Origin of the sequence: Leucobacter chromiireducens subsp. solipictus, assembly GCF_016758195.1 — a bacterium.
Classification (GTDB): Bacteria; Actinomycetota; Actinomycetes; order Actinomycetales; family Microbacteriaceae; genus Leucobacter; species Leucobacter solipictus.
This window is the reverse complement of record NZ_QYAC01000002.1, coordinates 327,743-354,148: the sequence shown is the minus strand read 5'-3', so window position 1 is coordinate 354,148 and position 26,406 is coordinate 327,743. Positions and strand designations below refer to the sequence as shown.

At 69.3% G+C, this 26,406-nt stretch carries 21 protein-coding genes; 8 read left to right on the top strand and 13 right to left on the bottom strand.

Annotated features, from left to right (window positions below):
• Positions 1-106 precede the first annotated feature (106 nt).
• Positions 107-1,567 (top strand): amidophosphoribosyltransferase, encoded by a 1,461-nt coding sequence (gene purF / locus D3230_RS05035; RefSeq protein ID WP_202343918.1) that lies wholly within the window; start codon positions 107-109, stop codon positions 1,565-1,567.
• 63 nt (positions 1,568-1,630) lie between these two features.
• Here purF and tatA read toward each other — a convergent pair whose 3' ends face one another.
• The 4 genes from tatA to D3230_RS05015 are packed head-to-tail and all read right to left on the bottom strand — an operon-like array spanning position 1,631 to position 3,046.
• Entirely contained in the window at positions 1,631-1,900 is a 270-nt protein-coding gene (gene tatA / locus D3230_RS05030) for a twin-arginine translocase TatA/TatE family subunit (protein ID WP_202343917.1), read from the bottom strand.
• 29 nt (positions 1,901-1,929) lie between these two features.
• Positions 1,930-2,136, bottom strand: a complete 207-nt coding sequence (locus D3230_RS05025) for a twin-arginine translocase TatA/TatE family subunit (RefSeq protein ID WP_087014460.1) — start codon at positions 2,134-2,136, stop codon at positions 1,930-1,932.
• A 31-nt stretch (positions 2,137-2,167) separates the two neighbouring features.
• Positions 2,168-2,614 (bottom strand): hypothetical protein, encoded by a 447-nt coding sequence (locus D3230_RS05020; RefSeq protein ID WP_202343916.1) that lies wholly within the window; start codon positions 2,612-2,614, stop codon positions 2,168-2,170.
• Positions 2,615-2,668: 54 nt separating this feature from the next.
• Positions 2,669-3,046, bottom strand: a complete 378-nt coding sequence (locus D3230_RS05015; RefSeq protein WP_202343915.1) for a sterol carrier family protein — start codon at positions 3,044-3,046, stop codon at positions 2,669-2,671.
• A 55-nt stretch (positions 3,047-3,101) separates the two neighbouring features.
• Here D3230_RS05015 and purD point away from each other — a divergent pair, with 55 nt between their 5' ends.
• Complete coding sequence (gene purD, locus D3230_RS05010; protein WP_202343914.1) at positions 3,102-4,358, top strand: phosphoribosylamine--glycine ligase; 1,257 nt, start codon at positions 3,102-3,104, stop codon at positions 4,356-4,358.
• 267 nt (positions 4,359-4,625) lie between these two features.
• Here purD and D3230_RS05005 read toward each other — a convergent pair whose 3' ends face one another.
• A complete protein-coding gene (locus D3230_RS05005) occupies positions 4,626-5,585 on the bottom strand; it encodes an SRPBCC family protein (RefSeq protein WP_202343913.1) in 960 nt (319 codons plus the stop codon).
• 271 nt (positions 5,586-5,856) lie between these two features.
• On the opposite strand from D3230_RS05005, the gene D3230_RS05000 reads away from it, so the two are divergent.
• The 4 genes from D3230_RS05000 (at position 5,857) to purQ (ending at position 8,730) form a co-directional block, all read left to right on the top strand.
• Positions 5,857-6,753, top strand: a complete 897-nt coding sequence (locus D3230_RS05000; RefSeq protein ID WP_202343912.1) for a phosphoribosylaminoimidazolesuccinocarboxamide synthase — start codon at positions 5,857-5,859, stop codon at positions 6,751-6,753.
• A 42-nt stretch (positions 6,754-6,795) separates the two neighbouring features.
• Entirely contained in the window at positions 6,796-7,677 is an 882-nt protein-coding gene (locus D3230_RS04995) for a VOC family protein (RefSeq protein ID WP_202343911.1), read from the top strand.
• Positions 7,678-7,756: 79 nt separating this feature from the next.
• Positions 7,757-8,026, top strand: a complete 270-nt coding sequence (purS, locus tag D3230_RS04990; protein WP_202343910.1) for a phosphoribosylformylglycinamidine synthase subunit PurS — start codon at positions 7,757-7,759, stop codon at positions 8,024-8,026.
• Positions 8,026-8,730, top strand: a complete 705-nt coding sequence (gene purQ / locus D3230_RS04985) for a phosphoribosylformylglycinamidine synthase subunit PurQ (RefSeq protein ID WP_202343909.1) — start codon at positions 8,026-8,028, stop codon at positions 8,728-8,730. The genes purS and purQ overlap by 1 nt, the downstream gene beginning before the upstream one ends.
• 68 nt (positions 8,731-8,798) lie before the next feature.
• Here the strand turns inward: purQ and D3230_RS16180 are convergent, their stop codons facing one another.
• The 3 genes from D3230_RS16180 to D3230_RS04970 form a co-directional block, all read right to left on the bottom strand.
• The gene (locus D3230_RS16180; protein WP_202343908.1) at positions 8,799-9,899 is read right to left on the bottom strand and encodes a GNAT family N-acetyltransferase; all 1,101 of its coding nucleotides are present in this window, start codon (positions 9,897-9,899) and stop codon (positions 8,799-8,801) included.
• A 9-nt stretch (positions 9,900-9,908) separates the two neighbouring features.
• Positions 9,909-16,550 carry a CshA/CshB family fibrillar adhesin-related protein gene (locus D3230_RS04975; RefSeq protein ID WP_202343907.1) on the bottom strand — a complete coding sequence of 2,214 codons (6,642 nt, stop codon included), beginning with the start codon at positions 16,548-16,550 and terminating at the stop codon, positions 9,909-9,911.
• 223 nt (positions 16,551-16,773) lie between these two features.
• On the bottom strand, positions 16,774-17,712 hold the full coding sequence (locus tag D3230_RS04970) for a hypothetical protein (RefSeq protein ID WP_202343906.1): 939 nt from the start codon (positions 17,710-17,712) through the stop codon (positions 16,774-16,776).
• A gap of 189 nt (positions 17,713-17,901) precedes the next feature.
• Between D3230_RS04970 and purL the strand changes: the two genes are divergently transcribed.
• Positions 17,902-20,226 carry a phosphoribosylformylglycinamidine synthase subunit PurL gene (gene purL / locus D3230_RS04965; protein ID WP_202343905.1) on the top strand — a complete coding sequence of 775 codons (2,325 nt, stop codon included), beginning with the start codon at positions 17,902-17,904 and terminating at the stop codon, positions 20,224-20,226.
• A 335-nt stretch (positions 20,227-20,561) separates the two neighbouring features.
• On the top strand, positions 20,562-21,557 hold the full coding sequence (locus tag D3230_RS04960) for a DUF559 domain-containing protein (RefSeq protein WP_202343904.1): 996 nt from the start codon (positions 20,562-20,564) through the stop codon (positions 21,555-21,557).
• On the opposite strand, the gene D3230_RS04955 is transcribed toward D3230_RS04960, so the two are convergent.
• The 5 genes from D3230_RS04955 to D3230_RS04935 are packed head-to-tail and all read right to left on the bottom strand — an operon-like array spanning position 21,554 to position 26,246.
• Positions 21,554-22,369 (bottom strand): serine hydrolase domain-containing protein, encoded by an 816-nt coding sequence (locus tag D3230_RS04955; protein ID WP_202343903.1) that lies wholly within the window; start codon positions 22,367-22,369, stop codon positions 21,554-21,556. The two genes, D3230_RS04960 and D3230_RS04955, sit on opposite strands and share 4 nt — an antisense overlap.
• Before the next feature lie 56 nt (positions 22,370-22,425).
• Positions 22,426-23,187, bottom strand: a complete 762-nt coding sequence (locus D3230_RS04950; RefSeq protein WP_202343902.1) for an ATP-binding cassette domain-containing protein — start codon at positions 23,185-23,187, stop codon at positions 22,426-22,428.
• Entirely contained in the window at positions 23,184-24,212 is a 1,029-nt protein-coding gene (locus D3230_RS04945) for an iron chelate uptake ABC transporter family permease subunit (RefSeq protein ID WP_202343901.1), read from the bottom strand. The genes D3230_RS04950 and D3230_RS04945 overlap by 4 nt, the downstream gene beginning before the upstream one ends.
• Entirely contained in the window at positions 24,205-25,254 is a 1,050-nt protein-coding gene (locus D3230_RS04940) for an ABC transporter permease (protein ID WP_202343900.1), read from the bottom strand. The genes D3230_RS04945 and D3230_RS04940 overlap by 8 nt, the downstream gene beginning before the upstream one ends.
• Positions 25,251-26,246 carry an ABC transporter substrate-binding protein gene (locus tag D3230_RS04935; RefSeq protein WP_202343899.1) on the bottom strand — a complete coding sequence of 332 codons (996 nt, stop codon included), beginning with the start codon at positions 26,244-26,246 and terminating at the stop codon, positions 25,251-25,253. Before D3230_RS04935 ends, D3230_RS04940 begins: the two co-directional genes overlap by 4 nt.
• Positions 26,247-26,406: the final 160 nt, after the last annotated feature.

Here is a 26,406-nt window from a genome sequence, read left to right as displayed (position 1 = left end):
GCGGGCGTTCCTCCCGCTCACGTGCGCGTTCGCACACGCGGGGTGTGGGAGAATAGCGGGGCGTCGGCCTGGCGCACCACCCACCCTCAGGGAGCACCTCCACAGCATGTGCGGCATCGTCGGTATCGTTTCGTCCGAACCCGTCAACCAGCAGATCTACGACAGCCTGTTGCTGCTGCAACACCGCGGTCAGGACTCGACCGGGATCGCCACACTCGAGGGCGACTTCTTCCACATGGTCAAGGCCAAGGGCCAGGTTCGTGAGGCGTACCGCACCCGCGACATGCGCCAGCTGCAGGGCACCGTCGGCCTCGGCCACGTGCGCTACGCCACTCGGGGCGACGCGTCCCGGGAAGAAGAGGCGCAGCCGTTCTACGTGGGTGCCCCGTACGGCATCATCCTGGTGCACAACGGCAACCTGACGAACACCCGGGAGCTCACCGCCGAGCTCTACAACGTGGACCGCCGCCACCTGAACACGCACTCCGACACCGAGCTGCTCCTCAACGTCCTCGCGAACGAACTCCAGGCCAGCATCGCGGGCCTGTCGCTCGACGAGGACCAGATCTTCGACGCCGTGAGCCGCGTCTACGAGCGCGTCGAGGGGTCCTACGCCAGCATCGCGCTCATCGCGGGCTACGGCCTGCTCGCGTTCCGCGACCCGTTCGGGATCCGTCCGCTCGTGCTCGGCAAGCGCACCGGCAAGACGGGGCGCGACGAGTGGGTCGTCGCGTCCGAGTCGCTCGTGCTCGAGTCCGGCGGTTACGAGATCGTTCGTGATGTCCGCCCGGGCGAGGCCATCCTCATCACCCCGGACGGGGCAATGACCTCGCGGATGTGCGCGCAGACGTCCGAACTGGTGCCCTGCGCCTTCGAGTACATCTACCTCGCGCGTCCCGACTCGGTGCTGAGCGGCATCTCGGTCTACGATGCCCGGCTGCGTCTCGGCGAAACGCTCGCCGAGACCGTCGCCCGCGAGATCCCGACCGGCGATATCGATGTGGTCATGCCGATCCCCGATTCGGGTCGCCCCAGCGCCATGCAGCTGGCTCAGAAGCTCGGCGTCGACTACCGCGAGGGGTTCTTCAAGAACCACTACGTGGGCCGCACCTTCATCATGCCCGGCCAGGCGGTGCGCAAGCGCAGCGTCCGCCAGAAGCTCAACGCGATGAGCACCGAGTTTGCCGGGAAGAACGTGCTGCTCGTGGACGACTCCATCGTGCGCGGCACGACCTCGAAGGAGATCGTCGAGATGGCCCGCGCGGCCGGTGCGCGCAGCGTGACCTTCGCCTCCGCCGCCCCGCCCGTCCTGTTCCCCCACGTCTACGGCATCAACATGCCCACGCGCACGGAGCTGATCGCGCACAACCGCACGAACGACGAGATCAACGCCGCGATCGGGAGCGACCGGCTCGTGTTCCAGACCGTCGAGGGCATGAACTCCGCGATCCTGGGCGGCCAGTCCGAGGTCACGCGTCTGGAGCAGAGCTGCTTCACCGGCGAGTACATTGCCGGCAACATCGATGAGGAGTACCTCGCCTGGGTCGAGGCCACACAGGAGAGCTAACCCCGGAGCAACGCATCAGGCCCTGAGAACCGAAGTTCTCAGGGCCTGATGCGTTGCTCCGGGCTAGGAGCGGGCGGTTCCGTCCCCGTCGGTGGGCTTCCCCGGCGTCGGCTCGTCGGCGGCACTCGGCTCTGAGGCGGCCGGCTTCGCCGGAGTGCTGGGCGCGGCGTCGGCATCGCTCGACTCAGTGCTGTCGCTGCGCACTTCCTTCTTCAGGATGCGCATCGACTGCCCCAGGCTCTTCGCCAGGCCGGGCAGCTTCGGTGCGCCAAACAACAGCAGCACGATGAACAGGATGACCAGCAGCGTGGGGCCGGACAGGTTGCCGAACATACGGGGGAACTCCGATCGAAAGGGTGTCGCTAGGGAGCGTCGGTGCCGCGCGGCTGCGCGGGGGACGTGGTCGTGGGCTCGTCGGAGCCGGAATCGTCGCTGCGCACTTCCTTCTTCAGGATGCGCATCGACTGCCCCAGGCTCTTCGCCAGGCCCGGCAGCTTCGGCGCGCCAAACAACAGCAGGATCACAAAGAGGATGGCGATGAGGTGTGCGCCACTGAGGTTACCCAGCATGAGTGTGCTCCGATCGTACGGTGTGACGTGATTATCGCACGTCCGACTGGATTGCGACCCCGCGCCCGCTCGAACGGCGAGCGACGCCCCCGAGGATCAGGGCGAGCAGGCCGCCCAGGAACAGCCCGATCGCGCCCCCGATGAGCGCCATGAACCCCGCAGCCTGTCCGAGGGTGTAGTCCGCATCCTCCCCGACCGGGAACAGGAGCGAGGCAAGCATGGCGACCACGGCACCGAGCACCAGACCGCCGATCAGGAGCCGCCCGTACCGGACGGAACGCTGCAGCACGACCTCGCGTTCGGCGGCGACGATCACCGGCTCGGCAGCCTCCTCAGCCGCCTCGGGTGCCACCGCGGCCTCCGGGGCGGGCGGCGTGGTTGCCGCGTCCTCGGTGCCAGCGGCGGCTTCGGGCTGCGCCGCATTCTGCGATGCGGGATCCTGCTGCGGCTGCGCGGCCGCAGCGTCGGGAGTACTCATACGTCTATTGTCTCAGGCTCGGACTGTGGATCGTGTCAGCGCGGCGAGGTCGGGTCACCGGCCGGTGCGAACGAGCGGGAGTAGTCCGTCAAGTGTCGCGCGAGACCCGGACGCGACGATGCGCGCCGCGGCAACCGCCGCGTCCCAATCGAGTTCACCGGTCGCGACGCCGAGCCAGGTCGCCCCGTCCATCTCGACGACGTTCGGTGGCGTGCCGCGCGTGTGCCGGGGCCCTTCCACGCACTGCACCGCGCCGAACGGCGGCACCCGTACCTCGACCGAGTTCCCCGGTGCCCGCTCGGCGAGCTCCTCGAGGAGATACCGTATCGCCGTCGCTTGCACGGCGCGGGGGGCTTCCGCGCCGAGGCCAGCCGCCAGCGCCGCGGTCAGCGCCGCTCGGCCGTCCGCCTCTGAGATCCGTCGTTTCGCCACGATCTCAGCCTAGCCGCGTCCCGAATCCCACTCGACCGCCGGTAGGCTGGTGCCCGTGAAGATCCTCGTCCTGGGGCCCGGTGCCCGCGAACACGCCATCGTTCTTGCCCTCCTCGCAGAAGAGGCCGACCACGAGATTGTCTGCGCGCCGGGCAATGCCGGAGTTGCCGCGAGCGGGGTGGAGACGCCCGCGCTGGCGTTCACCGATCCTGCAGCCGTGTCCGCGTTCGTGAGCGAGCGCGGTTTTGACCTCGTCGTGATCGGCCCCGAGGCGCCGCTGGTCGCCGGGGTGGCGGATCCGCTGCGCGCCGCGGGAGTGCCCGTGTTCGGCCCGAACCAGGACGCCGCACAGCTCGAGGGGTCAAAGGCATTCGCGAAGCGCATCATGGACGCGGCGAACGTTCCCACCGGACGTGCGGCACGCGTCACCTCGGTCGAGGACGCCGGCCCCGTGCTCGATGATTTTGGCGCCCCCTACGTGGTGAAGGCTGATGGTCTCGCCGCCGGCAAGGGCGTGCTCGTGACGAGCGACCGCGCCGCCGCGCTGGAACACGTCGCGACGTGGGCCCCCCACGGAGACGTCCTCGTCGAGGAGTTCCTCGACGGCCAGGAAGTGTCGCTGTTCTTCTTCGCCGACGGGCACAACGTCGTTCCGCTCAGCCCGGCACAGGATTACAAGCGCATCTTCGATGGCGATGAGGGCCCGAACACCGGCGGCATGGGCGCGTACTCGCCGCTGCCCTGGGTCGCCGACGACTTCGTCGCGGAGATCACCCGCACGGTCGCGCTGCCCACCGTGCGGCAGCTCGAGGCCGAGGGCACCCCGTTTATCGGTCTGCTCTACTGTGGGTTGATCGTCACGTCCCGGGGGGTGCGGGTCATCGAGTTCAACGCCCGCTTCGGCGATCCCGAGACACAGGTGGTGCTCGCGCGGCTGGAGTCGCCGCTGAGCCAGTACCTGCTCGCCGCCGCGAACGGTGTACTCGCCGATCAGCCGGCCCCCGAGTTTTCCGCGGACCCGGCCGTGATCGTCGTGATCGCGAGCGAGGGCTACCCCGGGGACGTGACGACCGGCCGTCCGATCGCCGGGCTCGATGCCGCCGCCGAGGTGCCGGGCGTGCACGTGGTGCACGCCGCGACCGAGCGTGACGCCGCGGGCGGGTGGGTCTCGACTGGCGGGCGCGTGCTCGGGGTGGTCGCTCGCGGCACGAGCTTCGGCGAGGCGCGGGATCGCGCCTATGCCGGGGTCGACGCGATCACCCTCGAGGGGTCGCAGCACCGCACGGACATCGCGGCGCGCGTCGCCGAGTAGCGCTCACCCCTCCGGCGCAGAACCGACCCCTTCGTCCAGAAACGACCCGTACATCACGCGGCTACCCGCGGTGTGCGGGTCGTTTCGCGCGGAACGGGTCGGTTCTGTGGTCTGCCCCACAGCAGCCAGCACCGCCCAATGTGGCCAGCACGGCGCAATGCGGCCAGCACGGCGCATTGGGGCCAGCACGGCTCATTGGGGCCAGCGCGGTGAGCGCGGCCCGGCGCGGTGAGCGGCACTCAGGCTGGTCGCCCGGTGCCGGCACCGCTAGCGGCGCTCGGGCTGGTCGCCCCGAATGAGGGCGTCGAAGTCGAGCTCCGGCGCGTCTCCGGGAGCTTCCGCGGCTGCGGGATCCTGCGCCTCGGGCGCAGGTGCCGCCGCTGGCGCTGCGGGCAGGCGTTCGATGCGCACGGTATCGTTCAGCTCGTCGTCCAAGCCGGTGAGCTCCTCCGCATCGGCAGGCTCCGCAGGCTCGGCAGCCTCAGCAGGCTCCGCCTCAGCAGACTCGGCACCCGCCGCCTCAGCAGCAGGCTCAGCCTCAGCACTCGCCGCCGCAGCGGGCTCGGCCGCCGGGTTCTCGAATTCCGGGGCGCCGGCCTCGTGCTCCGCGGGGGTCGCGTCTGCGGCAGCGTCGAGCGCGGGGGCTTCGCCCGTCTGATCCACCGCGTGGGCGCTCGCGGTTGCGGGCTGCGGCTCGGCATCGCCCGGATCCGTCGACCCGGCGCCGGCGGCAGGAGCCGGTTCGCCCGGTTCCGCCGCTGTGAGGTGCGTGACGGCAGGAAGCGTCCCGGACTCGGCCGCCGCGGTCACGGCGAGGCTCAGGTCGCGCAGCAGCACCTGCCAGCCGTCCTGCGACCCGGCCGCGCGCGCCGCCGAATCCGGCAGGCCATCGAAACCGGTTTCCGTGACCGTGATCCCGGTCTCGTCGCCCTGCGAGCGCAGCGTCAAGAGCACCGCGGTGTCCCGCTGGTCGCCGGCCTCGCGCCAGGTGAAGCCGATCGCGTGCCCGTCAACCCACACGTCCACGGTTCCGCTCGCGTCCCGGCTGACCGACGTCTCGCCGGTGTCTTCACTCCAGCGTTCGCCGATCGCGCCACCGACCTGGGGTTCCAAGCGCAGCTCGGGCCACCATTCCGCTCGGCGATCCGCGTCGGCAAGGTACACCCATGCCGCGGCTCGCGTCGCCTGCAGCCGGGCTCGCGCCACAACCGGCCCCAGTGGGATCATGGTGTTCCTCCGCGTATGTCGAGTTGAGCGATTCGGATGACGTGCGCCGCGCTCTCGTTCACGGATGCTCACTCACGCGGACCAGACCGTGGGCACACATCGCCCGACCTACTCACGACCTTAACCGCACCCCCTGACATCACGATCCGATTCGCTCGAATGTCGCAGAACTGATGCATACGAGCCCGTTTCCACCCCGAGCTCGCTCGGGTTCGCGCCGACTGTGGGGTCAGCGTCCACAGGCCCGCCGGAGAGATGGGAGAATGGGCGGGTGACGGATCTCACCTCTCCCCTGCACCTGCCCGGCTGGACGCACACCTACTCCGGAAAGGTGCGCGACCTCTACGTCCCGGAGGACGGGAACGATTCCGTGCTTCTCGTGGTCGCCAGCAACCGCGTCAGCGCGTTCGATCACGTCCTCGAACCGCCGATCCCGGGCAAGGGCGCGCTGCTCACGTCGCTGTCGAACTGGTGGTTCGCGCAGCTCGACCGCCCCAATCACCTGATTGCGCCCGCGGCGGGAATCCCCGAGGTGCCGGCCGAGGTCGCGGATCGCGCCATGCTGTCGCGTCGCCTGGAGATGTACCCGATCGAGTGCGTGGTGCGCGGGGCGTTGACCGGCTCGGGCTATGCGGAGTACGCACGCACGGGTGCGGTGTGTGGGATCGAGCTGCCCGAGGGCATCGTCGACGGTGATCTGCTCGACACCCCCATCTACACCCCCGCGTACAAGGCCCCGCTCGGGGAGCACGACGAGAACATCACCTTCGAGCGCAGCGTCGAGCTGGTGGGCGAGGACGTCGCCACGGCGCTGCGCGATGCGGCGCTCGAGATCTTCACCTTTGCCCGCGCCCGCGCCGCCGAGCGTGGCGTCGTGCTCGCTGACACGAAGTTCGAGTTCGGCCGCGATCCACAGACCGGCGAGCTGGTGCTCGCCGACGAGGTCCTGACGAGCGATTCGTCCCGCTACTGGGATGCGGCTGCATACGAGAACGAGGCGTTGCCCCGCGCAGAGCGGCTCGCGTCGTTCGACAAGCAGATCGTGCGCAACTGGCTCGCCGCGAATTGGGATCGCACGGGTGAGCCCCCGGTGCTGCCCGAAAACATCGTGGCCCAGACGCGTGCGCGGTACCAGGAACTGTCGGACCGGCTGACAACGGGAGCGTAACCGCCGCGGAATAGCGTGCGGGGAGCGGGCGTTACTCCCCACATGCCGACCGCAGCTGACCTCCTGCCCGACGCGACCGCGATGGGCCCCGTGACCCTCGCGGTCGCGGACCTCGATCGCATGATCGCGTTCTATCACGGTGGCGTCGGGCTGTCCGTTCTCGCGCAGGATCGAGGGACCGCCGTGCTCGGCCGCGGCGGAATCCCCACCCTGCTGCTCGACCAGGACGGCACCCTCGCCCACGCTCCCGCCACGGCTGCGGGGCTGTACCACACGGCGTTTCTCTTCGACACCGCGGCGAATCTGGCGTCCGCCGTGAACTCGGTCGCCCGGCAACCGCGGGCGGTGTTCCAGGGGTCCGCCGATCACCTGGTGTCCGAGGCGTTCTACTTCGCGGATCCCGAGGGCAACGGGGTAGAGCTGTATGTGGATCGGCCGCGCGACGTGTGGCGGATCGAACCCAGCGGGGATATCGCGATGGCAACGCTCGCCCTCGATCCCAACGCGTACCTGCGCGAGCATCTCACCGAGGCCGGCGCCGCCGCGGTCGCCGATTCGCCGGCCCGTGTGGGGCACGTACACCTCAAGGTGGGCGACCTCGCGGCCGCACGCCAGTTTTACGTGGACACCCTGGGCTTTGCGGTGACCGCGAGCTACGGCCAGCAGGCCCTGTTCGTGTCCGCGGGCGGGTACCATCACCACGTCGGCATGAACACGTGGGAGTCACGTGGTGCCGGGGAGCGGAGCCCCGCGCTCGGGCTGGGCGAGGTCACGATCGAGCTGCCGGATCACGACGCGATCGCTGCGCTCACTGAGCGCGTGCACTCCCGGGGGATCACTCACGCGTTCGACGGGGCGGAGCTCACCGTGCACGATCCCTGGCGCAACCGCATTCGGGTCACGAGCGCCACGGACGCCGGGTAGACTAGTGCGCGGGCGCGGTTCGTGCACACGAGCCCCCGCACCGCCCACAGATCCTCGAATCGCGAAACCGGAGTCGCCAGTGCCCACGATTGTTGTTGATGTCATGCCCAAGGCCGAGCTGCTCGATCCCCAGGGCAAGGCCACTACCGGCGCGCTGGCTCGCCTGGGCCACGGCAAGTTCGAAAACGTCCGGATCGGAAAGCGCTTCGAGCTGACCGTCGAGGGCGAGGTCACGGACGCCGTGCTCGCCGAGGTGCGCAAGGTCGCCGACGAGATCCTCTCGAACTCCGTGATCGAGGACGTCGTCGCGATCACCGTTGACGGCGTTCCCGCCGCAGAGGCCAAGTAATGGCACCCCGGATCGGCGTTGTCACCTTCCCGGGCTCGCTCGATGACCGCGACGCGCAGCGCGCGGTGCGGATCGCTGGCGCGGAGCCGGTGGCGCTCTGGCACGCGGATCACGACCTGCAAAGCGTTGACGCGATCATCCTGCCCGGCGGCTTCAGCTACGGCGACTACCTGCGTCCCGGCGCGATCGCAGCGATTTCGCCGATCATGACCGAGGTCGTGGCGGCCGCGAACCGCGGCATGCCCGTGCTCGGGATCTGCAACGGCTTCCAGGTTCTCGTCGAGGCGCACCTGCTGCCCGGCGGCCTGATTCGCAACGCCCACCAGCAGTTCATCCGTCGCGACCAGCGTCTCGTGGTCGAGAACGTCGACACCGCGTGGACCCACCAGTTCCAGCCGAACGAGGAAATCGTCATCCCCCTCAAGAACGGCGACGGCGGCTACGTGGCGAACGACGAGACGCTGAAGCGTCTCGAGGGCGAGGGCCTCATCGCCTTCCGCTACGCCGAGGTGAACCCCAACGGTTCGCTCAACGACATCGCCGGCCTGAGCAACGAGCGCGGCAACGTGGTCGGCCTGATGCCGCACCCCGAGCACGCGGTCGAGGCCGGCTTCGGCCCGGACACCCCCGAGGCCATGAGCTCGGGCACCGACGGCCTGCGCCTGTTCCAGAGCGCGATCGAGGCGCTGACCGCACGCGTCTAGCCTCCGAAAACGCCGCGAGCCGCGCCCTTCCGGGGGCGCGGCTCGCGGCGTTTTCGGCTCTGACCGGGCTAGGCTGCCCGGGGCGCGGGAGCCTGCGGGGCCAGGTTGGGGTCGATCCCGTAGGCGAGGAGCCGGAAGCTCGTGCCGTCCTCGCGGGTGATTTCCGCTTCCCGGTCCCAGAGCCGCGAGAAGCCCATCCGGTCGTACATCTCGTAGGCCGCGACCATCTCCGTGCTCGTGTTCAGCACGACCTGAGTCACCGCGCGGATCCGGCCGAGCCGGAGGCCGTGGCGCATCATCAGCGAGCCGATGCCTCGACCGCGCGCAGCCGCGGCGACGCCGAGCAGGCGCAGGTCCATTTCCCCGGGTCGCGCGACGTCGCTCAGCACTTCGCCGGGACGCGGCGTGGTGATCGTCGCGAGCAGCGTGCCGTCCGTCGCGTCCTCCGCGACCCACACCCGGTGCCGGGCGGCGCGTGCGGCGACGTCGGCGATCTCGGCAAGGTATTCCTCCGGCAACCGGGCGTAGTCGTCGCGGTACGCCGCGAGGACGAGCCCGCTCACCTCGGGGATCTCCTCGTCCCGGATCTCGCGGACGCGGACGTCGGCGCGTTCCTGGAGCGCGTAGCTGAAGCTCACCGACGCACCGAATCCCGCGCCGTCGAGCTCACGGTCGCGCTCCGGGGTCCGGACGAACCCCAGCCGCTCGTACAGCCGCGCGGCAGGATTCCGCGTCCCCGTGTCGAGCCGCACCTCGCGGGCCCCCCAGCGCAACGCCTCTTCGATGCCCGCTCGCGCGAGGGCCGCGCCGATCCCCGCGCCCCGCGCCCCGGGTGCCACCACGAGCAGGCGGAGTTCGGCCTCTCCCGCGGCCGCGAGCTTCGCGTACGGGGCACCCCCGCGCAGCACCGTGACGGCGCCGAGCAGCTCGGTGCCGCGGGCCGCGACGAGGATCCGGCCCTGCGCGTCCCGGCCGGCGGAGTCCCGCTCGAGCGCACCCCAGTCCGCGTCTTCGGCGAGCTCCGCGCCGTAGGTGCTCACGGCGTAGGCCGCGTGCACCAGCGCCGCCTCCGCGGCGTATTCCTCCTGCGTGATCGGTCGGATCACGCAGGCGGGCGCTGCGGAGGCGGCGGGTGCGGTGGGTTCGGGCGTCAGATCTGTCTCAGGCACCCGAGCATTTTACTCTCGTCCGGTGAACGCCACCTCTCGACGACCACGTCGAGCGATCGTCAGGGCGAGCAGGAGCGCACCGGCACCGAGCAGCCCAGCCCCGCCGAGCATCCAGGGGAGCATGCTCGATCCACCGGTCTCGGCGAGCGGAGGCTTCGGGATCGGCTGCGCGGGATCCATCGGGATCACCGGGTTCGCCGTGCACGGCAGCTGCGCGGGATCGCAGACCTCCGGCGTCGGATCCCCGGGCTTCACCACGAAGTTCGCGAGTACTCCCGCACCGTCGGCGGCGCTCGGGAGCACCTCGACCGTGTAGCTCACCGTGGCACGCTGCTTCGGGGCGAGCTCGCCGGTGATCGTGAGCACATCGCCGTCGAGCGTTGCGGTCACCCCACCGCCCTGCACGGTCGGCCCGGAGATCAGTTTCGCGTCGTCGAGGACATCGGCGAGCCGATCCTCGAAGTCGACCGGCCCGGCAGCAGTCCCGAAGTTCTCGAAACCGAGCGTGTAGCTCAGCCGCTCACCCGCCGCGACCGCCGTGCCACTCTCGGGATCCACCGACTTCGTGACCTCGAGATCCGGCTTCGTCTCGATCGGGTGCACCGTGCAGTTCGGGGCCGCCGGCTCACACACCGTCGGCGGCTCCTCGCCGGATCCGAGCACGACGTTGCCGAGCTGGTGCGGCGTCGTCCCCTCAGCCGCGGGAGACGCGGGGCGCTCACGATCCGGCAGCACGCGCACGGTGTAGCTCACCGTGGCATGGGTACCGGGCTTGAGCGAGCCGCGGATGTCGATCCGGGCCTCACCGTTCGCGCCGCGGGCGAGCACGGCCTTCAGGGTGCCGTCGCCATCGATCGCGACGGTGGGCTGCCCCACCAGCTCGGCGTCATCCACCACGTCGTTCAGGATGTCGCGGTGCTGCACCGCGGCACGATCCGGGCCCCACGCGTCGAACGACAGCGTGTAGGTGACCTCGTCGCCCTCGCGCACCTCGGTTCCCGAGGCAGGATTCGCGCGCTTCGACACATCCAGCCCAGGCATCACCGCGGGGTGATCTGTGCAGATGATCTCGTCATCGGGGAAGCAGCCGGCGATTTCGAGCGACTCACCTTCCGCGACGAGGTAGTTGGTCACGCGAGCGCCGTGCGGCAGCTCCGCGTGCATCCGCATCGTGTAGGTCACCGTGGCGGTCTGGCCGGCGGCAAGCACGCCGCCCACGTCGATCCGTTGCTCGTCCGCGGCGAAGCCCGCCGTGACGCTCGATCCCGCGCCCTGGTCCACGGTGATGTCGCCCTCGAAATCGGCGTAGCGCAGCACATCGCGCAGTCCGTCCCAGTACGCAACCGGGCCCGCGGCTTCACCATCGTTCGTGAACGTCAGCGTGTAGGTGATTGCCTCCCCGGCGCGCACCCAGCTCTCGCCGCTCTCCGTCGTCGCAGCCTTCGCGGGCGCGATGGCGGGCAGCGGGGTCGTGGTGCACTCGGGGTCGCCCGGTTCGCAGACCTCCGGGGGCTCCGTGACGCCCGGCGGCAGCAGGAAGTTCACGGCCAGGCTGTTGCCCTGCGCCGCGGCTTCCTTGACCCGCACGGTGTACGTCACCGTGGCGGTCGCCCCGGCGGCGAGCGTACCGTTCATCGTGAACGCATCGTCCGCGATCTCCGTCACCTGTACCGAGTCGGTGTCCGACACCGGCTGGCTCACCACGGTGGCGTCGTCGAGCACGTCGGAGAGGTCGTCCGTGCGGTCGACCGTGCCGGTCGCAGCCCCAGTGTTCGTGATCGTCACGGTGTAGCTCAGCGTCGACTTCCCCGCCACGATCGGGTCGTCGGAAGCCGTCACCTCCTTCACGTAGGAGATCTCGGGCACCGGGTTCGTGGTGCAGCTGGGGTCCTCGACCTCACAGGTGACCGGCGGCTCCGTGACGCCCGGGGGCAGCAGGAAGTTCGCGAGCACGTTGTCGCCACGCTCGCCATCAGCGAGCACCTCAACCTGGTAGCGCACGGTGAGCGTCTTCCCCGCGGGGACCGAGCCGGTGATGCGCAGCGCGTCATCGCTCGGGCCGGCGACCGTGAGCCCGGTGTCGGCGGTCAGCGAGTCCGGCAGGAAGCTGGCGTCGTCGAGCACACCACCCAGGTCGTCGCGATGATCGACCGCCGCGGGCGCGGTGCCCGTCGCGTTGTCGAAGCTCAGCGTGTAGCTCAGGGTCTGCCCGGCCTCAACCGTGCTGCCCGACTCCGGGTCGACCGACTTCTGCACCTGGAGGTTCGGCACGGGGTGCACCGTGCAGGGATCACCCGGCTCGCACACCTCCGGCGTCTCGTCGCCCGCGAACAGGAAGTTTGCGAGCGAGTTGTTGCCGCGATCCGCGTCCGCCTTCACCGTGACCTGGTAGGTCACCGTGCGCTGCTCACCGGCGGGCACCTCGCCCGTCACCGTGATCTTGCTGGCCTCCGGGCCCGTTGCGGTGAGGCCGGTCTCCGCCTGCAGCGAGTCAGCGACGAACGTCGCATCGTCGAGCACGTCGGACAGGTCGTCCGTGTGCTGCAGCGCGGCGGGTGCCTTGCCCGCGCGGTTGTCGAACGTGAGCGTGTAGCTCACGGTGTCCCCCGCGGCCACCGGATCGCCCGTTGCCGGGTCGGCGGTCTTTGTGAGCACCAGCGCGGGCACCGGGTTCGTGGTGCACGTCTCCTCCGGCGTACAGACCGTCGGCGGCTCCGTCCCCTCCTCGAAGAGGAAGTTGACGAGCTCGTTGTCGCCACGCTCACCGTCGGGCAGCACGGTCGCCACGTAGCTCACCGTGAGGGTCTGGCCCGCGGGCACCGTCCCCGTGATGGTCAGCGTCCCGTCCGCCTCGGAGAAGTCCACGGACAGTCCCTCGGGGATCTCGAGCGATGCGGGATCGAACGAGGCGTCATCGAGAATGCCGCTCAGGTCGTCGACGTACGACACCGTGGCTGGTGCCTTCCCGTTCGAGTTGTTGAACTCGAGACCGTAGCGCAGCTCGTCGCCCGGCGCGACCGGCGTGGTCGATCCGGCATCCACGAGCTTCGTGACCGTGAGATCAGGAAGCGGTGCCGGGTGTTCGGTGCAGAGCTCCGACTCGGGGGCGCACGTGGTGGGCGGGTTCGTTCCCGCGGGGAACAGGAAGTTGCCGAGGCTGTGGTCGCCGCGCTCGCCCTGCGGGAGCACGCGCACCTGGTAGGTCACGGTCGCCTTCGCGCCCGGGGCGAGTGTGCCCGAGATCGCCAGTGCGCCATCCGCAATCGCGCCGGTGAGCGCGCCGGCAGGCGTCACCGTCGGATCCTGGATCAGCTCGGCATCGTCGAGCACGCCGGAGAGATCATCCGTGTAGGCCACGGCCGCGGGAGCGCTGCCCGTGTTCTCGAACGTCAGCGTGTACGTGAGCTCGTCGTCCTCGAACACCTCGGTGCCCGACGCGGGATCCGCGCTCTTCGTCACCTGCAGCTCCGGCTTGGTGCCCGGGTGCACGGTGCACGGCTGGTTCGGCTCGCACGTTTCGGGCTTCTCGTCGCCCGCGAACAGGAAGTTCGCGAGCTCAGCCCCGTCGGCAACCGGGTCCTTCACGGTGACCTGGTAGCTCACGGTCGCCTTCTCGCCGGCCGGTACCGTGCCGGTGATGCTGATGAGACCCGAGCCGTCGGGCCCGGTCGCGGTGAGGCCTGAACCGGCGGTGAGCGAGTCGGCGACGAACGTCGCGTCGTCGAGCACGTCAGACAGATCGTCGGTGTGATCGAGCGTCGCGGGCGCGGTGCCGCCGGTGTTGTCGAAGCCCAGCGTGTAGGTGACGGTCTGGCCGGCCACCACGGGCTTTCCGCTCGCCGGATCGGCGGTCTTTGTGAGCACGAGCTTCGGATCCCCGGCCGGGTGCGTGGTGCACGGGGCTTCCGGGAGGCACTCGCCGGGCGGCGTGCCGCCCGCCTCGAGCAGGAAGTTCGCGAGCACGCTGTCCTTGCGATCGGCCGCTTCCTTGACGGTCACCGTGTACGTCACGGTCTTCACCGCGCCAGCGGGCACAGTGCCACTGATCTGGAGCTTGCCGCCGGTCGGGCCGGCAACGGTCAGCCCGCCATTGTCCGTCACCTCGCCGAAGGCTGCGTCGTCAAGCACGCCGGAGAGGTCGTCCTCGTGCGCCACGGGTGCGGCCGCCGCACCGTTCGAGTTGTCGAAGGTCAGCGTGTACGTGAGTACGTCGCCCGCGGACACGAGCGTGCCGCTCTCGGGGTCAGCGCTCTTCGCGATCTGCAGATCGGGCAGTTTGATCGGGTGGGTCGTGCACAGCTCGGCACCGGGTGCCGGCGCCACCGCGCACTCCTCGGGCACCGGATCGCCAGTCTGCACGAGGAAGTTCGTGAGCGTGGGATTCGGTTCGCCGGCGGCCGGCGGCGCGACGGTCTCATTGACCTTCACGACGTATTCAACGCGGCCCGCGTTGCCCGGGTGCATCACGCCGTCGATGATGAGCTTCTTGTTCAGCTCGTCAAATTCAACGTCGATCGAGAACTCTTCCGGAGCGGGCGGGGGCGGGGAACCCGGCACGTGCGCGCCAATGATGCGGATCGAGTCTTCCTGCAGTTCCGCGTACTGGAGCACCTTCGTGAGATCATCGACATACTTCACGGTTGCTTCGCCGGTGCCCCAATTCTCGAAGTCGAGGTGGTAGGTCACGAGCTGCCCCGGCCCGACCGCCTGCCCGTCGCCCGGCAGCGTGCTCTTACGCACCTGGAGATCGGGGGCGAGCACGTCGTGCGAGGTGCACCGCGGGTTACTCTCGAGGCACTCCGTGGGAACTTCCTCGAGCGGGTTCCCGGTGTCGTCGGTGTGCAGGAGGTAGTTCTCCAGCAGGTCGCCCGCGGTCTCGCTCGTCACGGTGACGCGATATGAGATGTTGACGACCTGCCCGGGTTGCAGCTGACCGCCAATATCGATGCGTGCGGGGGTGCCCGCCGGGCCCTCCGCCACGATGCCGTCGATCGGACCGTTCGGCGAGGTGATCTCGATGGAGTTGTCGACGAACTCCGCCTTGTCGAGCACATCCGCCAGGAAGTCGTCGTACACGATGTAGCCAGCCGCCGCGCCGCGGTTGTGGAACGTCAGCGTGTAGGTGATCTCATCGCCGGGGCGCACGTGGGTGCCGGACAGTGGGTCGGACTCCTTGTACGCCTCGATCAGGGGAACGCCCAGCGCGTAGTCCTCAACCTCGCCGGCCGAGCCCACGCCGGTGGGCACCAGAACGCCGGTCGGCACGAGGCCATCGGCGGACGCCGCGATCCGCAGGCGCAGGTACACGAGCGGGTCGGCGTCGGCCGGCAGTACCAGCTCCGTAAGGTTCGGCCACGTCAGCGTCGCGGTGCCCGCGTCGCACGTGACGATCTCCGAGCGTTCGCTCGCGGGGTCGAACGTGCCGTCCTGGTTCCAGTCGAGCCAGCCGGCGACGTAGCCGTCGCCGCGGCATTCCACGGCCAACGGCGCGCCGTCGTTGAACAGCTTGCCGTTCTCGACCAGGGGAAGATCGTCAAGCGGCAGAGCGTCCTCGTCGCTCCCCGCCAAGTCAGTACCGGGGCCGGGGGTCCCTTCGTCGCGGCCGCTCTCGTCGTCAAGGAGCGCGTCCCAGCTGTACAGGTGTTCCGTCTCAGCATCAATATGCGTGCCCAGCGTCAGCGGGGATTCGCCCGGGTAACCGAGCGCGAAGTCGTCCGCGAACACGTCCCGCGGTCCGCCGGCGGGATCGATGACGCCGCCCACCCACTCGGGCTGGAACACCGCGCCGGCGGCACCATACGACTCGGGCGCATCGCCGAAGTCGACGCTCATCACCATGCCCAGCGCGACCGCGCTGTGCGCGCCGCCGTTGACGGTGATGTGCGCGGAGGTCGCACCCTCCATAAAGGCGATCGCCATCGGACCGTACCCGCCGGGGCCCCAGGCCACACACTCGAAGCGGTTCGGCGCGAAGCGCAGGCCCCCCTCCGCGGTCGGCGTCGCGAGCGTGGTGTCCTCGGGCGCACACTCCGGGCTCTTCATCCGGTCGATGATGCGCCAGGTCACGTCGGTACCGGCCGGCCTCGGGTCAGCCTGCAACCACTCGTCGCCCTGGGTGTTACTCGACTCCGCGTCGGCGACCACGAGGCCCTGCAGCGGAATTTCCGCGCGCTGGCCATCCGCGGTGACGTACTCAGCGGTACACGAGATCGTGAACGTCGGCGCGGTATTGCGCACGGTGTTCGTGATACCGGTCACCATCGTATTCGCGGTACCTTGCCCGCCCTTGTAGTACAGGTACGGGAGCGCATCGCCCGCGAAATCGCCGGAGCGGTACGTGCTGATCTCGCCTTCGACGTCCGTGATCAGACAGGTCGAGACGATCGAGTCGTCGCCGATCGCACGCTCGTTGGTGTACTCGGTTCCCTCGGCGATCGGTTGCGCCTCCTCGCCGAAGGAGAACCAATCGATCGAGGAACGATGCGTGCCCTCGCCACCCTCAGCGAACTCGGCATGCGCCGGGGCCACCGGTGCGAGACCCGGGAAGAACGAGATTCCGCTCGCCGCCACGGCGGCCGCGGCGACGAGCGCGAGCGCGCGCCGTACCCCGCTCCGTTTCGGACCCGATCGCGCGTCTAGACTGCCTGGCATCGCCCATCCCTCCACGGGCGCAGCACTCTCTGCGCGCCCTCCCCAACATCCATCACATTGTTGTGATCATGCTATGCGTGTGAGGGGTTTCTGAGTAGAGGTTTTTTCGCTCCACACTCAGTCGAGGGAATTTCACACCCAAAGTTGTGCGCTCAGCATGCGCGATCGCGGGGAAGGGGCGCGTGACTGAGTAGGGCGGCGCTGTGAGTGCCGCCCTACTCCCCTACTGCGGAGGGAGCGGGGCCCCGGGAACGCTAAAGTCCGGCTGCCCGTTGGGCAGCGCGGGAATCGGCCGCCCGTCAGCGAAGGTCGGCCACGGCAGCAGCGGGCCGGCACCGGGGGCCGCCGGCGCCGCGGTCAGACTCCCCGGCTGAGCGGGCTGGGCCGGCGGGGCCGCCTGAGCGGCCGGTCCGGCGAGCGGCACCGCACGGTACGGCTCAGCCGAGACCGCGCGATCCGGCGTTGCGGGACGGAGCTTCGCACGGGCCGCGTCGCGATCCGGCGCGGCGTAGAACCAGCGCAGCAGCAGCGTGATCGCGAGACCCAGCGCAGTGAGGATCAGCGTGGCGACCGCGATCTTCCAGTACAGCTCCGGGATCGTCACGTTGAACGTCTCGATCGCGATCGGCGCGGTAAACAGGATGCCGGCGAGGACCGCGAGCATGCTCGTGATGAACGCGAAACGCGCAATCGACTCGGGTTTGCCCTCGCTCATCGAGAGCAGCCCCTGGCAGCACAGCAACACAAGGCGCGTCACGCCGATGACCACAATGCCCTTCCACAGCAGCGACCACCCCAGGCTGAACGGGTCGTACGGCGTCATCCACGTCACGATGAGGAGCAGCGCGAGGATGTATGAGTTCGCAATCAGCGCGACCGGCGCGTACCACTCCGACTTCAGCTCACGTCGCGTGTCGAGGGCGGTCAAGCCGACAAACACCGCGAACACGAAGAACGTCGCGAAGACCCGCTCGAACTTGCCCTGGAAGTCGCCGATGAACAGCAGCGAGATCGACGCGACCGTGAGCGCGGCGAGCAGGATGATGCTGACCTTCAAGAAGGTGGACAGCTGTCGCTGCGGGGCAGTGCCCCGCGATGCCCCGGCGTCCGGGTGGGGCTCAGCGGCGGCGGGTCGCTCGGGCACAGCGTTCGGGGTACTCATGACATCAGTTTCCCGGTTTCACCTGGAAAAGACCAGAAACCCGGCCGAGCAACGCAGAAATTCCACAGAATCTCGCGGGTTCCGGCGGCGGGCTCGGGCGGGGGAAATACGCCGTAGACTAGTGGGGTGAGCGCTCTGCCGCTTGCGTTCGTAAGCCGCACCGCCCCCGAGCCCACGGAGCCCACCAGCGTGAGTGAAACCACTGCCCCGATCCACGTCCCGGATACCGTCTCTGACGCGATCGCGACACCCGACAAAGAGCAGCCGTACGACGCGCTCGGCCTGAAGGCCGACGAGTACGCGAAGATCCGCGAGATTCTTGGCCGCCGCCCCACCTCGGGCGAGCTGGCCATGTACTCCGTGATGTGGTCCGAGCACTGCTCGTACAAGTCGTCGAAGATCTACCTGCGCCAGTTCGGCCAGAAGGTCAACGACAAGATGAAGGAGCGCCTGCTCGTCGGCATGGGCGAGAACGCCGGCGTCGTTGACATCGGCGAGGGCTGGGCCGTCACCTTCAAGGTGGAGAGCCACAACCACCCCTCCTACATTGAGCCGTTCCAGGGCGCCGCGACCGGCGTCGGCGGCATCATCCGCGACATCATCTCGATGGGCGCACGCCCCGTCGCGGTCATGGACCAGCTGCGCTTCGGCGACATCGATCACGCCGACACGCCCCGCGTTGTCCACGGCGTGGTCTCCGGCATCAGCTCCTACGCGAACTGCCTGGGCCTGCCGAACCTCGGCGGCGAGACCGTGTTCGACGCGGTCTACCAGCAGAACCCGCTCGTCAACGCCCTCGGCGTCGGCGTGCTGCGTCACGAGGACCTGCACCTCGCGAACGCCTCGGGCGCGGGCAATAAGGTCGTGCTCTTCGGCGCGCGCACCGGCGGCGACGGCATCGGCGGCGCCTCGATCCTCGCCTCCGACTCCTTCGACGAGGGCGGCCCCACCAAGCGCCCCGCCGTCCAGGTCGGCGACCCGTTCGCGGAGAAGGTGCTTATCGAGTGCTGCCTCGAGCTGTTCCGCGGCGAACTTGTCGAGGGCATCCAGGACCTCGGTGCCGCCGGCATCTCCTGCGCCACCTCCGAGCTCGCGGCCAACGGTGACGGCGGCATGTTCATCGAGCTCGACAGCGTGCTGCTGCGCGATCCCTCGCTCACGGCTGAGGAGATCCTCATGTCCGAAAGCCAGGAGCGCATGATGGCCATCGTGCACCCCGACAAGCTGGACGCGTTCCTCGCGGTCACCGCGAAGTGGGACGTCGAAACGAGCGTGCTCGGCGAGGTCACCGACACGGGCCGCCTTGTCATCAACTGGCGCGGCGAGGAAATCGTCAACGTCGATCCCTCCACCGTTGCCGTCGACGGCCCGGTCTACGAGCGCCCCGTCGCCTACCCCACCTGGATCGACGCGCTGCAGGCCAACTCCGTGAACGCGGCCGGCCTCGAGCGCAGCGACGCAGCCGACGACCTCCGGGCCCAGATGATCGCCGTGGCGGCCTCGCCGAACCAGGCGGACGTCTCCTGGGTCACGAACCAGTACGACACCTACGTCATGGGCAACACTGCACTGTCCTTCCCCGACGGTGCCGGCATGATCCGAGTGGACGAGGAGAGCGGCCTCGGCGTCGCCATCTCGACCGACGCGAACGGCCGCTACTGCCAGCTCGACCCCTTCGTGGGCTCGCAGCTCGCCCTCGCGGAGGCCTACCGCAACGTCGCCACCTCCGGCGCCGTGCCGACCGCGGTGACCGACTGCCTGAACTTCGGCAGCCCCGAAAACCCCGAGGTCATGTGGCAGTTCTCGCAGGCCGTGGCCGGCCTCTCGGACGCGTGCCTCGCGCTCGAGGTCCCCGTGACCGGCGGCAATGTCTCGCTCTACAACCAGACCGGCGACACCCCGATCCACCCCACCCCCGTAGTGGGCGTGCTCGGCATCATCGACGACGTGGCACGCCGCATCCCGAGCGGCTGGCAGGACGAGGGCGAGCACCTCTATCTGCTCGGCGTCACCCGCGACGAACTCGACGGCTCGGCGTGGGCCGGCACCGTGCACGATCACCTCGGCGGCCGCCCGCCGGTCGCGGATCTCGACGCGGAGCGGAGCCTTGCCGAGCTGCTGCACGCGGCCTCGCAGGCGGGGATCCTCTCGGGTGCCGTTGACCTCTCCGAGGGTGGCCTCGCGCAGGCGCTCACGGACGGCGCGCTGCGCTTCGGCGTGGGGGCCCGGGTCTGGATCGAGGAGATCATCTCCCGCGACGGTGTTGACGCGACCGCCGCGATGTTCTCGGAGTCGCAGGCCCGCGTGCTGGTCGCGGTGCCGCACGAGGAAGACGTGAAGTTCCGCGGGCTGTGCGACGGCCGCGACTACCCGGTGCTGCGCATCGGCGTGACGGACGGGAAGGGCGCGGCCGCGGCGATCGAGGTGCAGGATCGCTTCACGCTGCCCCTGTCCGAGCTGGGCGCCGCGACCCGCGCGACCCTGCCCGAGCGTTTCGGGCCCGTCATCGGCTAGTTCGCCGCTGTGGCGCGAACGCGGCCCGGGTGAAGCTCACGCTTCACCCGGGCCGCGGCTTTGTCATTGATGATTGGATTTTGGTTGCTTCCGGGGGCCTGAAACAACCAAAATCCAATCATCAATGGGGTCCTTGGGCTCGGGGGCTCGGGGGCTCGGGGCAAGGGGCGGGGGCTCAGGGGCTCGGGGGCTCGGGGGCTCGGGGCAAGGGGCGGGGGCTCAGGGGCTCGGGGGCTCGGGGTTCACAGGGGGAGGATCTTGGGTGGGGGCGGGGAGTTATTCACAGGCGGGGGGTGGTGGGGCGAGTACGTCCTTCCGGAGTTCAGGGTGGTCACATGCCACGTCCCCGAACCCCCCTCCCCGCACCCGCCCGCACACGGCCGTTCCTCGCAGCAGAGGCCGCAGCTCTCGGCATCACCCGTCAGGTGCTCCGGCACCCCCGCTTCGCCACGCCGTTCAACGGGATCCGCGTCCTCAGCGCTCAGCTCACGTCCGCGGCCTACCCGAGCGAGGCGGCACGCAACTCAGCTCTGCACTATCGGCCGCGCCTCCGGGTGAACGAGATGTTCAGCCACAGCACCGCGCTCCTCCTGCATGGCTGCCCCATCAGGACGAGCGCGGCCCCGCATGTGTCAATCCTCCGACCCGGGAACAAGACCTCGGTTCGGGGAGCCCAAGGGCACACACACCTGAGCCCCATCGCGCCGTGGCGGCACCATCCCAGCGGTGCGCCGATCGCCCCACCCGCGCTAGCGCTCACCCAGGCTGCCGCGGAGCTCCCCTTCCGGGAACTCGTCGTGGCGGCCGACCACCTGATCCGGCCACGGCGTGAGCGCGGGGGCACCCCACTCGTACCGCTCGCGGAGCTCAAAGCCGCTGCCGCCACGGCGCAGACCCGAGGCGTCCGGAAACTGCGCACCGCGCTCAGCGTTGCGCGAGCCGGGGCGGAGTCTCGGATGGAAACCCTGCTCCGGCTGGTTTTGGTGGGGTACGGGCTCCCCGCGCTCCCACTGCAGGTCGAGATCCATGATGCGCGCGGAGCGTGGATCGGGCGGTTCGACATGGCGGATCTCGCGCGGAAGCTCATCGTCGAGTACGACGGCGAGCAGCACCGGACCAGCGACCGGCAGTACGCGCGAGACGCGAGCCGGCTCGAACGCGCGCGGGACGCCGGGTATCGGGTGCTCAGGTTTCGTCACGCCGACGTGCTCCAGTCCCCGCGGGACACCGCGCGGCGCGTCGCCGACGCGCTCGGCATGCCGCTGGCGCTCCCCCCGGAACCGCTGCGAGGGTACCTACGCGACGCGGGGGACCTCGCAGACCCGAGTTAGCCCGCGAGCTCCGCGAGGATCGCGTCGGAGAACACCGGCCACGCTTCGGCGGACCAGGTGCTGAAGTTCCGGTCGGTGAGCGTCACGCACGCGACCTCGGCGATGGGGTCGACCCACAGGAAGGTGCCGGCCTGGCCGAAGTGCCCGAAGGTCTGGGGACTATTGCGGCTGCCCGTCCAGTGCGGGTGCTTGCCGTCCCGGATCTCGAAGCCCAGGCCCCAGTCGTTGGGGTTTTGCCGCCCGAAGCCGGGCAGCACTCCGTCGAGGCCGGGGAACGCGACCTGCGTGGCGAGCGCGATCGTGTCCGGGTGCAGCACTCGCGGGTTTTGCAGCTCCGCCGCGAAGCGCGACAGGTCGGCGACCGTTGAGACGCCGCCCGCCGCGGGCGCGCCCTCGAGCCGGGTCGAGGTCATCCCCAGGGGCTCGAAGATCCCCTCCCGCAGGTAGTCCGCGAACGGCATCTCGGCACGCTCGGTGAAGGTTTCCGCGAGCACGTTGATCCCCAGGTTGGAGTACACCCGGCGATGGCCGGGCCGCGCCCGGATCAGGTCCTCGGAGAAGTCGAGGCCGGAGGCGTGTGCGAGCAGGTGCCGCACCGTGGATCCCTGGGGCCCCGCCGGGTCATCGAGCTCCAGGGCTCCCTCCTCGACGGCGAGCAGGATCGCGGCCGCGCTCAGCAGTTTCGTGACCGAGGCGAGCGCGAACTCGCGGTCCTGATCGCCGTGCTGGCCCAGGATCCGCCCGTCACGGGCGATAACCGCGGTCGCGGCGTTCTTCACGGGCCAGGTGTCGATGAGGCTGAGGCTCTGCATGCCTCCACGCTACCCTGCCGCCGATGCCCGACACTGCACGGGCACCGTACGTTCCCCTACGGCCGGTAGTAGACCGCCACGCGGCGCCCCTCGTGCTCCAGCACCTGCACCGGGGTCTCGAAGACCCGCTCCAGCACGTCCGGCGTGATGATCTCCTCGGGGGTGCCGGAGGCCACCACGCGCCCGTCGGCAAGCGCCACGATCCGGTCCGCGTAGGCGGCGGCGAAGTTCACGTCGTGGATCACGAGGATCACGGTCTTGTTCAGCGCGTCGGCCGCGGCCCGCACCTGCGACATCATCCCCACCGCGTGACGCATGTCAAGGCCGGTGAGCGGTTCGTCGAGCAGCACGTAGTCCGTGTCCTGTGCCAGCACCATCGCGACAAAGGCGCGCTGGCGCTGGCCGCCCGACAGCTCGTCGATGAAGCGATCCTCCATCCCCGCGAGGTTCAAGAAGGCGATCGCCGCGTGGATCGCGCGCTCATCGGTTTCCGTGAGCCGCCCGGCCGAGTGCGGGAAACGTCCAAAGGTGACGAGCTGCCGCACCGTGAGCCGCGCCATGAAGTGGTTTTCCTGCTTGAGGATCGAGACCACCTTCGCGAGATCCCGCGATTTCGCGACACGCACGTCAAGCCCGCCGACGGTCACCTGGCCGCTGTCGGCCTCCAGCAGGCGGCCGATGATGGTCAGCATGGTCGACTTGCCGGCACCGTTCGGGCCGATCAGCGCGGTGACACCGCCACGCTCAATGGTGAGGTCGATCGGCCCGAGGACGCGGGTTCCCGCGTAGTGCTTGTCGACGCCGCGGAGTTCGATCACCGCATGCCCTTTCTCAAGATGACGATCAGGAACAGCAGACCGCCCAGGAATTCGATAATGACGGTCACCAGTCCGGCGGCCGCGAAGACGTGTTTCAGGATAAAGGTGGCCCCGAGGAGCGCGACCAGGCCGATCCCGATCGCGAGGGGCAGGATCTCGGCGTGCCGGTCCCCCCGAGCGAACTGGTAGGCGAGCGTCGCGACCAGGAAGCCGTAGAAGGTCATGGGGCCCACGAGCGTCGCGGACACCGACACGAGCACCGCCACGAGGACGAGGATCGTCACGACCTCCCGGCGGTAGTTGAGGCCGAGCCCCACGGACACGTCGCGCCCCAGCGCGATCACGTCGTAGCGCCGCCGTCGCGCCCAGACGAATGCGAGGATCAGTGCCACGATCACGGCGGCGATCGGCAGGTAGTCCACGTTTGCTTTCCCGATGCTGCCGAAGAGCCGGGCGGAGAGCACGTCGAACTCGCTGGGCGTCAGGAGCCGCTGCATGAAGGTGGAGACCGATCCGAACCCCATGCCGAGCACCACGCCCACGAGCAGCAGCAGGTGCAGGTTGGCGCGTTTGCCGGAGAACAACCAGCCGTACAGGATCGTGGCGAACACGATCATCAGGCCGCTCTGCGCGAGAATCTTGGGGATTCCGTCCATGCCGCCCGCAGACGCCCCGAAGAAGAACACGAGCGCGGTCTGGGTGAGGACGTAGAGCGCGTCGAATCCGAGGATCGACGGGGTCAGGATCCGGTTCGAGGTGGCCGTGTGGAACAGCACGGTCGCGACGGCCTGACAGACCGCGACCAGCGCGATCGTGCCCAGGGAGGTCCCCCGGCTGCGCACGATCGTCCAGAATCCGCTGCTCCCGGGCGCGGCCGGGTTGTCGTACACGAGGATCAGCACGGCGAGCACGAGCGCGACGGCGAAGACGATCAGCGTGGGCAGCGCGCGCCGCAGCCAGCTGGGCCCGCTGACGGGGTCGAGCGGCGGGAGTCCGGTGTCGGAGAGTCGAACGATGCTAGCCACGGCGCTGCCTCAGGAGCAGGGTGATGAAGACCACCGATCCGACGAGCCCGAGCACCATCGACACTGGGATCTCGAAGGGCATGCGAATGGTGCGCCCGATCAGGTCGCAGGCGATCACGAGCGCGATCCCGCCGAGGCAGACCCACGGCAGGTTGCTGCGCACGTTGTCGCCGCGGATCATCGACACCACGTTGGGGACCACGAGTCCGAGGAACGGGAGAAAGCCGACGACCACGGTCGTCACGCCCGCGGCGACCGCGACAAGCGCGGTCCCGGCGATGAGGATGACGGTGTAGGGCACGCCCACGCTCGTGGCGACGTCTTTCCCGAGTCCGGCCACGGTGATGCGGTCGGCGAGGAGGAACACGAGGATCGTGACGACCCCCACGATCCAGAGCACCTCGTAGCGGCCACGCACGACCGCGGTAAAACTCCCCATAAACCAGGTGCCCACCAGCTGCAGCATGTTGAATTGCGCGGCGAGGAAGGTGGTGAGGGCGCTCACGACCGCGCCGAGCATGATCCCGATGAGCGGCACGACCAGCATGGTTCGGATGGGGATCCGCTGCAGGATCGCCATGAACAGCATCGCGCCCACGAAGGCGGCGCAGCTCGAGAGCACCATTTTCGTGCCGAGCGTCGCGCCGGGCACCAGGAGCACGGTGAGCAGCAGGCCGAGGGCCGCCCACTCGGTGGTGCCGGAGGTCGTCGCGTCCACGAACCGGTTCTGCGTGAGCATCTGCATCACGAGGCCGCTCGTGGCCATCGCGGCCCCCGCGAGCACGAGCGAAAGCGTGCGCGGGACACGGGTGATCCAGAACATCTCCGCGCCGAACTCCTGCCCGGCGATGTCGTACACCCCGACCAGTAGCGAGGCGAGGACGAGGGCGGCGACGATGAGGGACGCGATGAGGATCGGCCAGGGGCCGCGGCCGCGGCGCGGGGCCGCGGTTGCGGGAGACGCCGAAGCGGGGAGCCCGCGCTGTCGCGTGGGATCCCCGCTGGTGCGGCCAGGCTGGGCCGCGGGAACGGGCGAGATCATGCTGCGGCGAATGCCGCCTTGATCTGCTCGATAAGCGCGGTGTAGGCCTGGATGTCCTCGGTGAGGTAGAAGTTCGGATCCAGGTAGATGATCTGGTTCTTCTGCACTGCGGGGACGTTGGCGAGCGCCTCGGAGCCGGCAATCAGCTCGTCCGCGGGGACCGAGCCGGGCTCGGGCTCGGCGAAGGACGCGTCACGGTCGAGCACGATCAGCCACTCGGGGTTCGAGTCCGCGATGGCCTCGACGCTGATGTCGTCACCGTGGGAGGTGTCCTCGGCGGCGCGGTCGATGGCGGGCTTCAGGCCGAGGGCCGGGAACACCGGGCCCACGCTGCGGCCGGTGCCGGCTGCAGCGAACTCGATCTTGCCGCCCGAAGTGATGAGCCCCATGACGGTGTCGGTCCCGTTGTACTCCGCCTTCGCGCCCTCGACGGCGTCATCCAGGGCGTCGTTGAGCTGCTTCGCCTCGTCCTCGTGGGAGAAGATCTGGCCCAGGATCGTCGTCTCGCGCTGCAGTTCCTCGAGGAGGTCCTCGCCGTCGCGCGGGGCGATCTCGATCACGGTCGCGTCCGGGTTCTGGGCTACCAGATCGTCGTAGGCGTCGCCGAAGCGGTAGCCGCCGATGATCAGGTCGGGCTCGGCGGCGACGACCGCCTCGAGGTTCGGCTCGCGGTGGGTGCCCACGTCGGCGACCGAGTCGTCCTCGATGTAGTCGGTCCAGACCGTACCCATCAGGCCCTTGGGGGCGGCGACGAGCGGCACGTCCCAGGAGCTCAGCGTCTCGAACACGTGGTTATCGAGCGCCACGACCCGCTCGGGGTTCGACTGCATCTCGACCTCACCGTGGTTGTCGGTGAAGGTGATGGTCTGTGCGGCAGCGGGTGCCTCGGGCTGTTCCGCGGCGGGTTCCCCGCTGGAGCAGGCGGAGAGCAGCAGCGCAGCGCCAATGGACAGCGCTGCGGCGGCGGTGACTCGGGAAGAACGGAATGACACGATGATTCCTCAGGTCGAAGGGGCACAGGAAAAACGCGCTATCGCATGGGGGTGCGACGGCGCGAGCGTGTGCCGCGGGAGTTTCCTCGACGGAAGCCCTCGGCACACCCTTCAGCCTATGCTTACATTCATCTGATGTTCAAGTCCCGGCCTCGAAACC

Coding starts and splice junctions, on each gene's coding strand:
- purF (WP_202343918.1), top strand. CDS start 107: ATGTGCGGCATCGTCGGTATCGTTTCGTCCGAACCCGTCAACCAGCAG.
- tatA (WP_202343917.1), bottom strand. CDS start 1,900: ATGTTCGGCAACCTGTCCGGCCCCACGCTGCTGGTCATCCTGTTCATC.
- D3230_RS05025 (WP_087014460.1), bottom strand. CDS start 2,136: ATGCTGGGTAACCTCAGTGGCGCACACCTCATCGCCATCCTCTTTGTG.
- D3230_RS05020 (WP_202343916.1), bottom strand. CDS start 2,614: ATGAGTACTCCCGACGCTGCGGCCGCGCAGCCGCAGCAGGATCCCGCA.
- D3230_RS05005 (WP_202343913.1), bottom strand. CDS start 5,585: ATGATCCCACTGGGGCCGGTTGTGGCGCGAGCCCGGCTGCAGGCGACG.
- D3230_RS04995 (WP_202343911.1), top strand. CDS start 6,796: ATGCCGACCGCAGCTGACCTCCTGCCCGACGCGACCGCGATGGGCCCC.
- purQ (WP_202343909.1), top strand. CDS start 8,026: ATGGCACCCCGGATCGGCGTTGTCACCTTCCCGGGCTCGCTCGATGAC.
- D3230_RS04975 (WP_202343907.1), bottom strand. CDS start 16,550: ATGCCAGGCAGTCTAGACGCGCGATCGGGTCCGAAACGGAGCGGGGTA.
- D3230_RS04970 (WP_202343906.1), bottom strand. CDS start 17,712: ATGAGTACCCCGAACGCTGTGCCCGAGCGACCCGCCGCCGCTGAGCCC.
- D3230_RS04960 (WP_202343904.1), top strand. CDS start 20,562: ATGCCACGTCCCCGAACCCCCCTCCCCGCACCCGCCCGCACACGGCCG.
- D3230_RS04955 (WP_202343903.1), bottom strand. CDS start 22,369: ATGCAGAGCCTCAGCCTCATCGACACCTGGCCCGTGAAGAACGCCGCG.
- D3230_RS04940 (WP_202343900.1), bottom strand. CDS start 25,254: ATGATCTCGCCCGTTCCCGCGGCCCAGCCTGGCCGCACCAGCGGGGAT.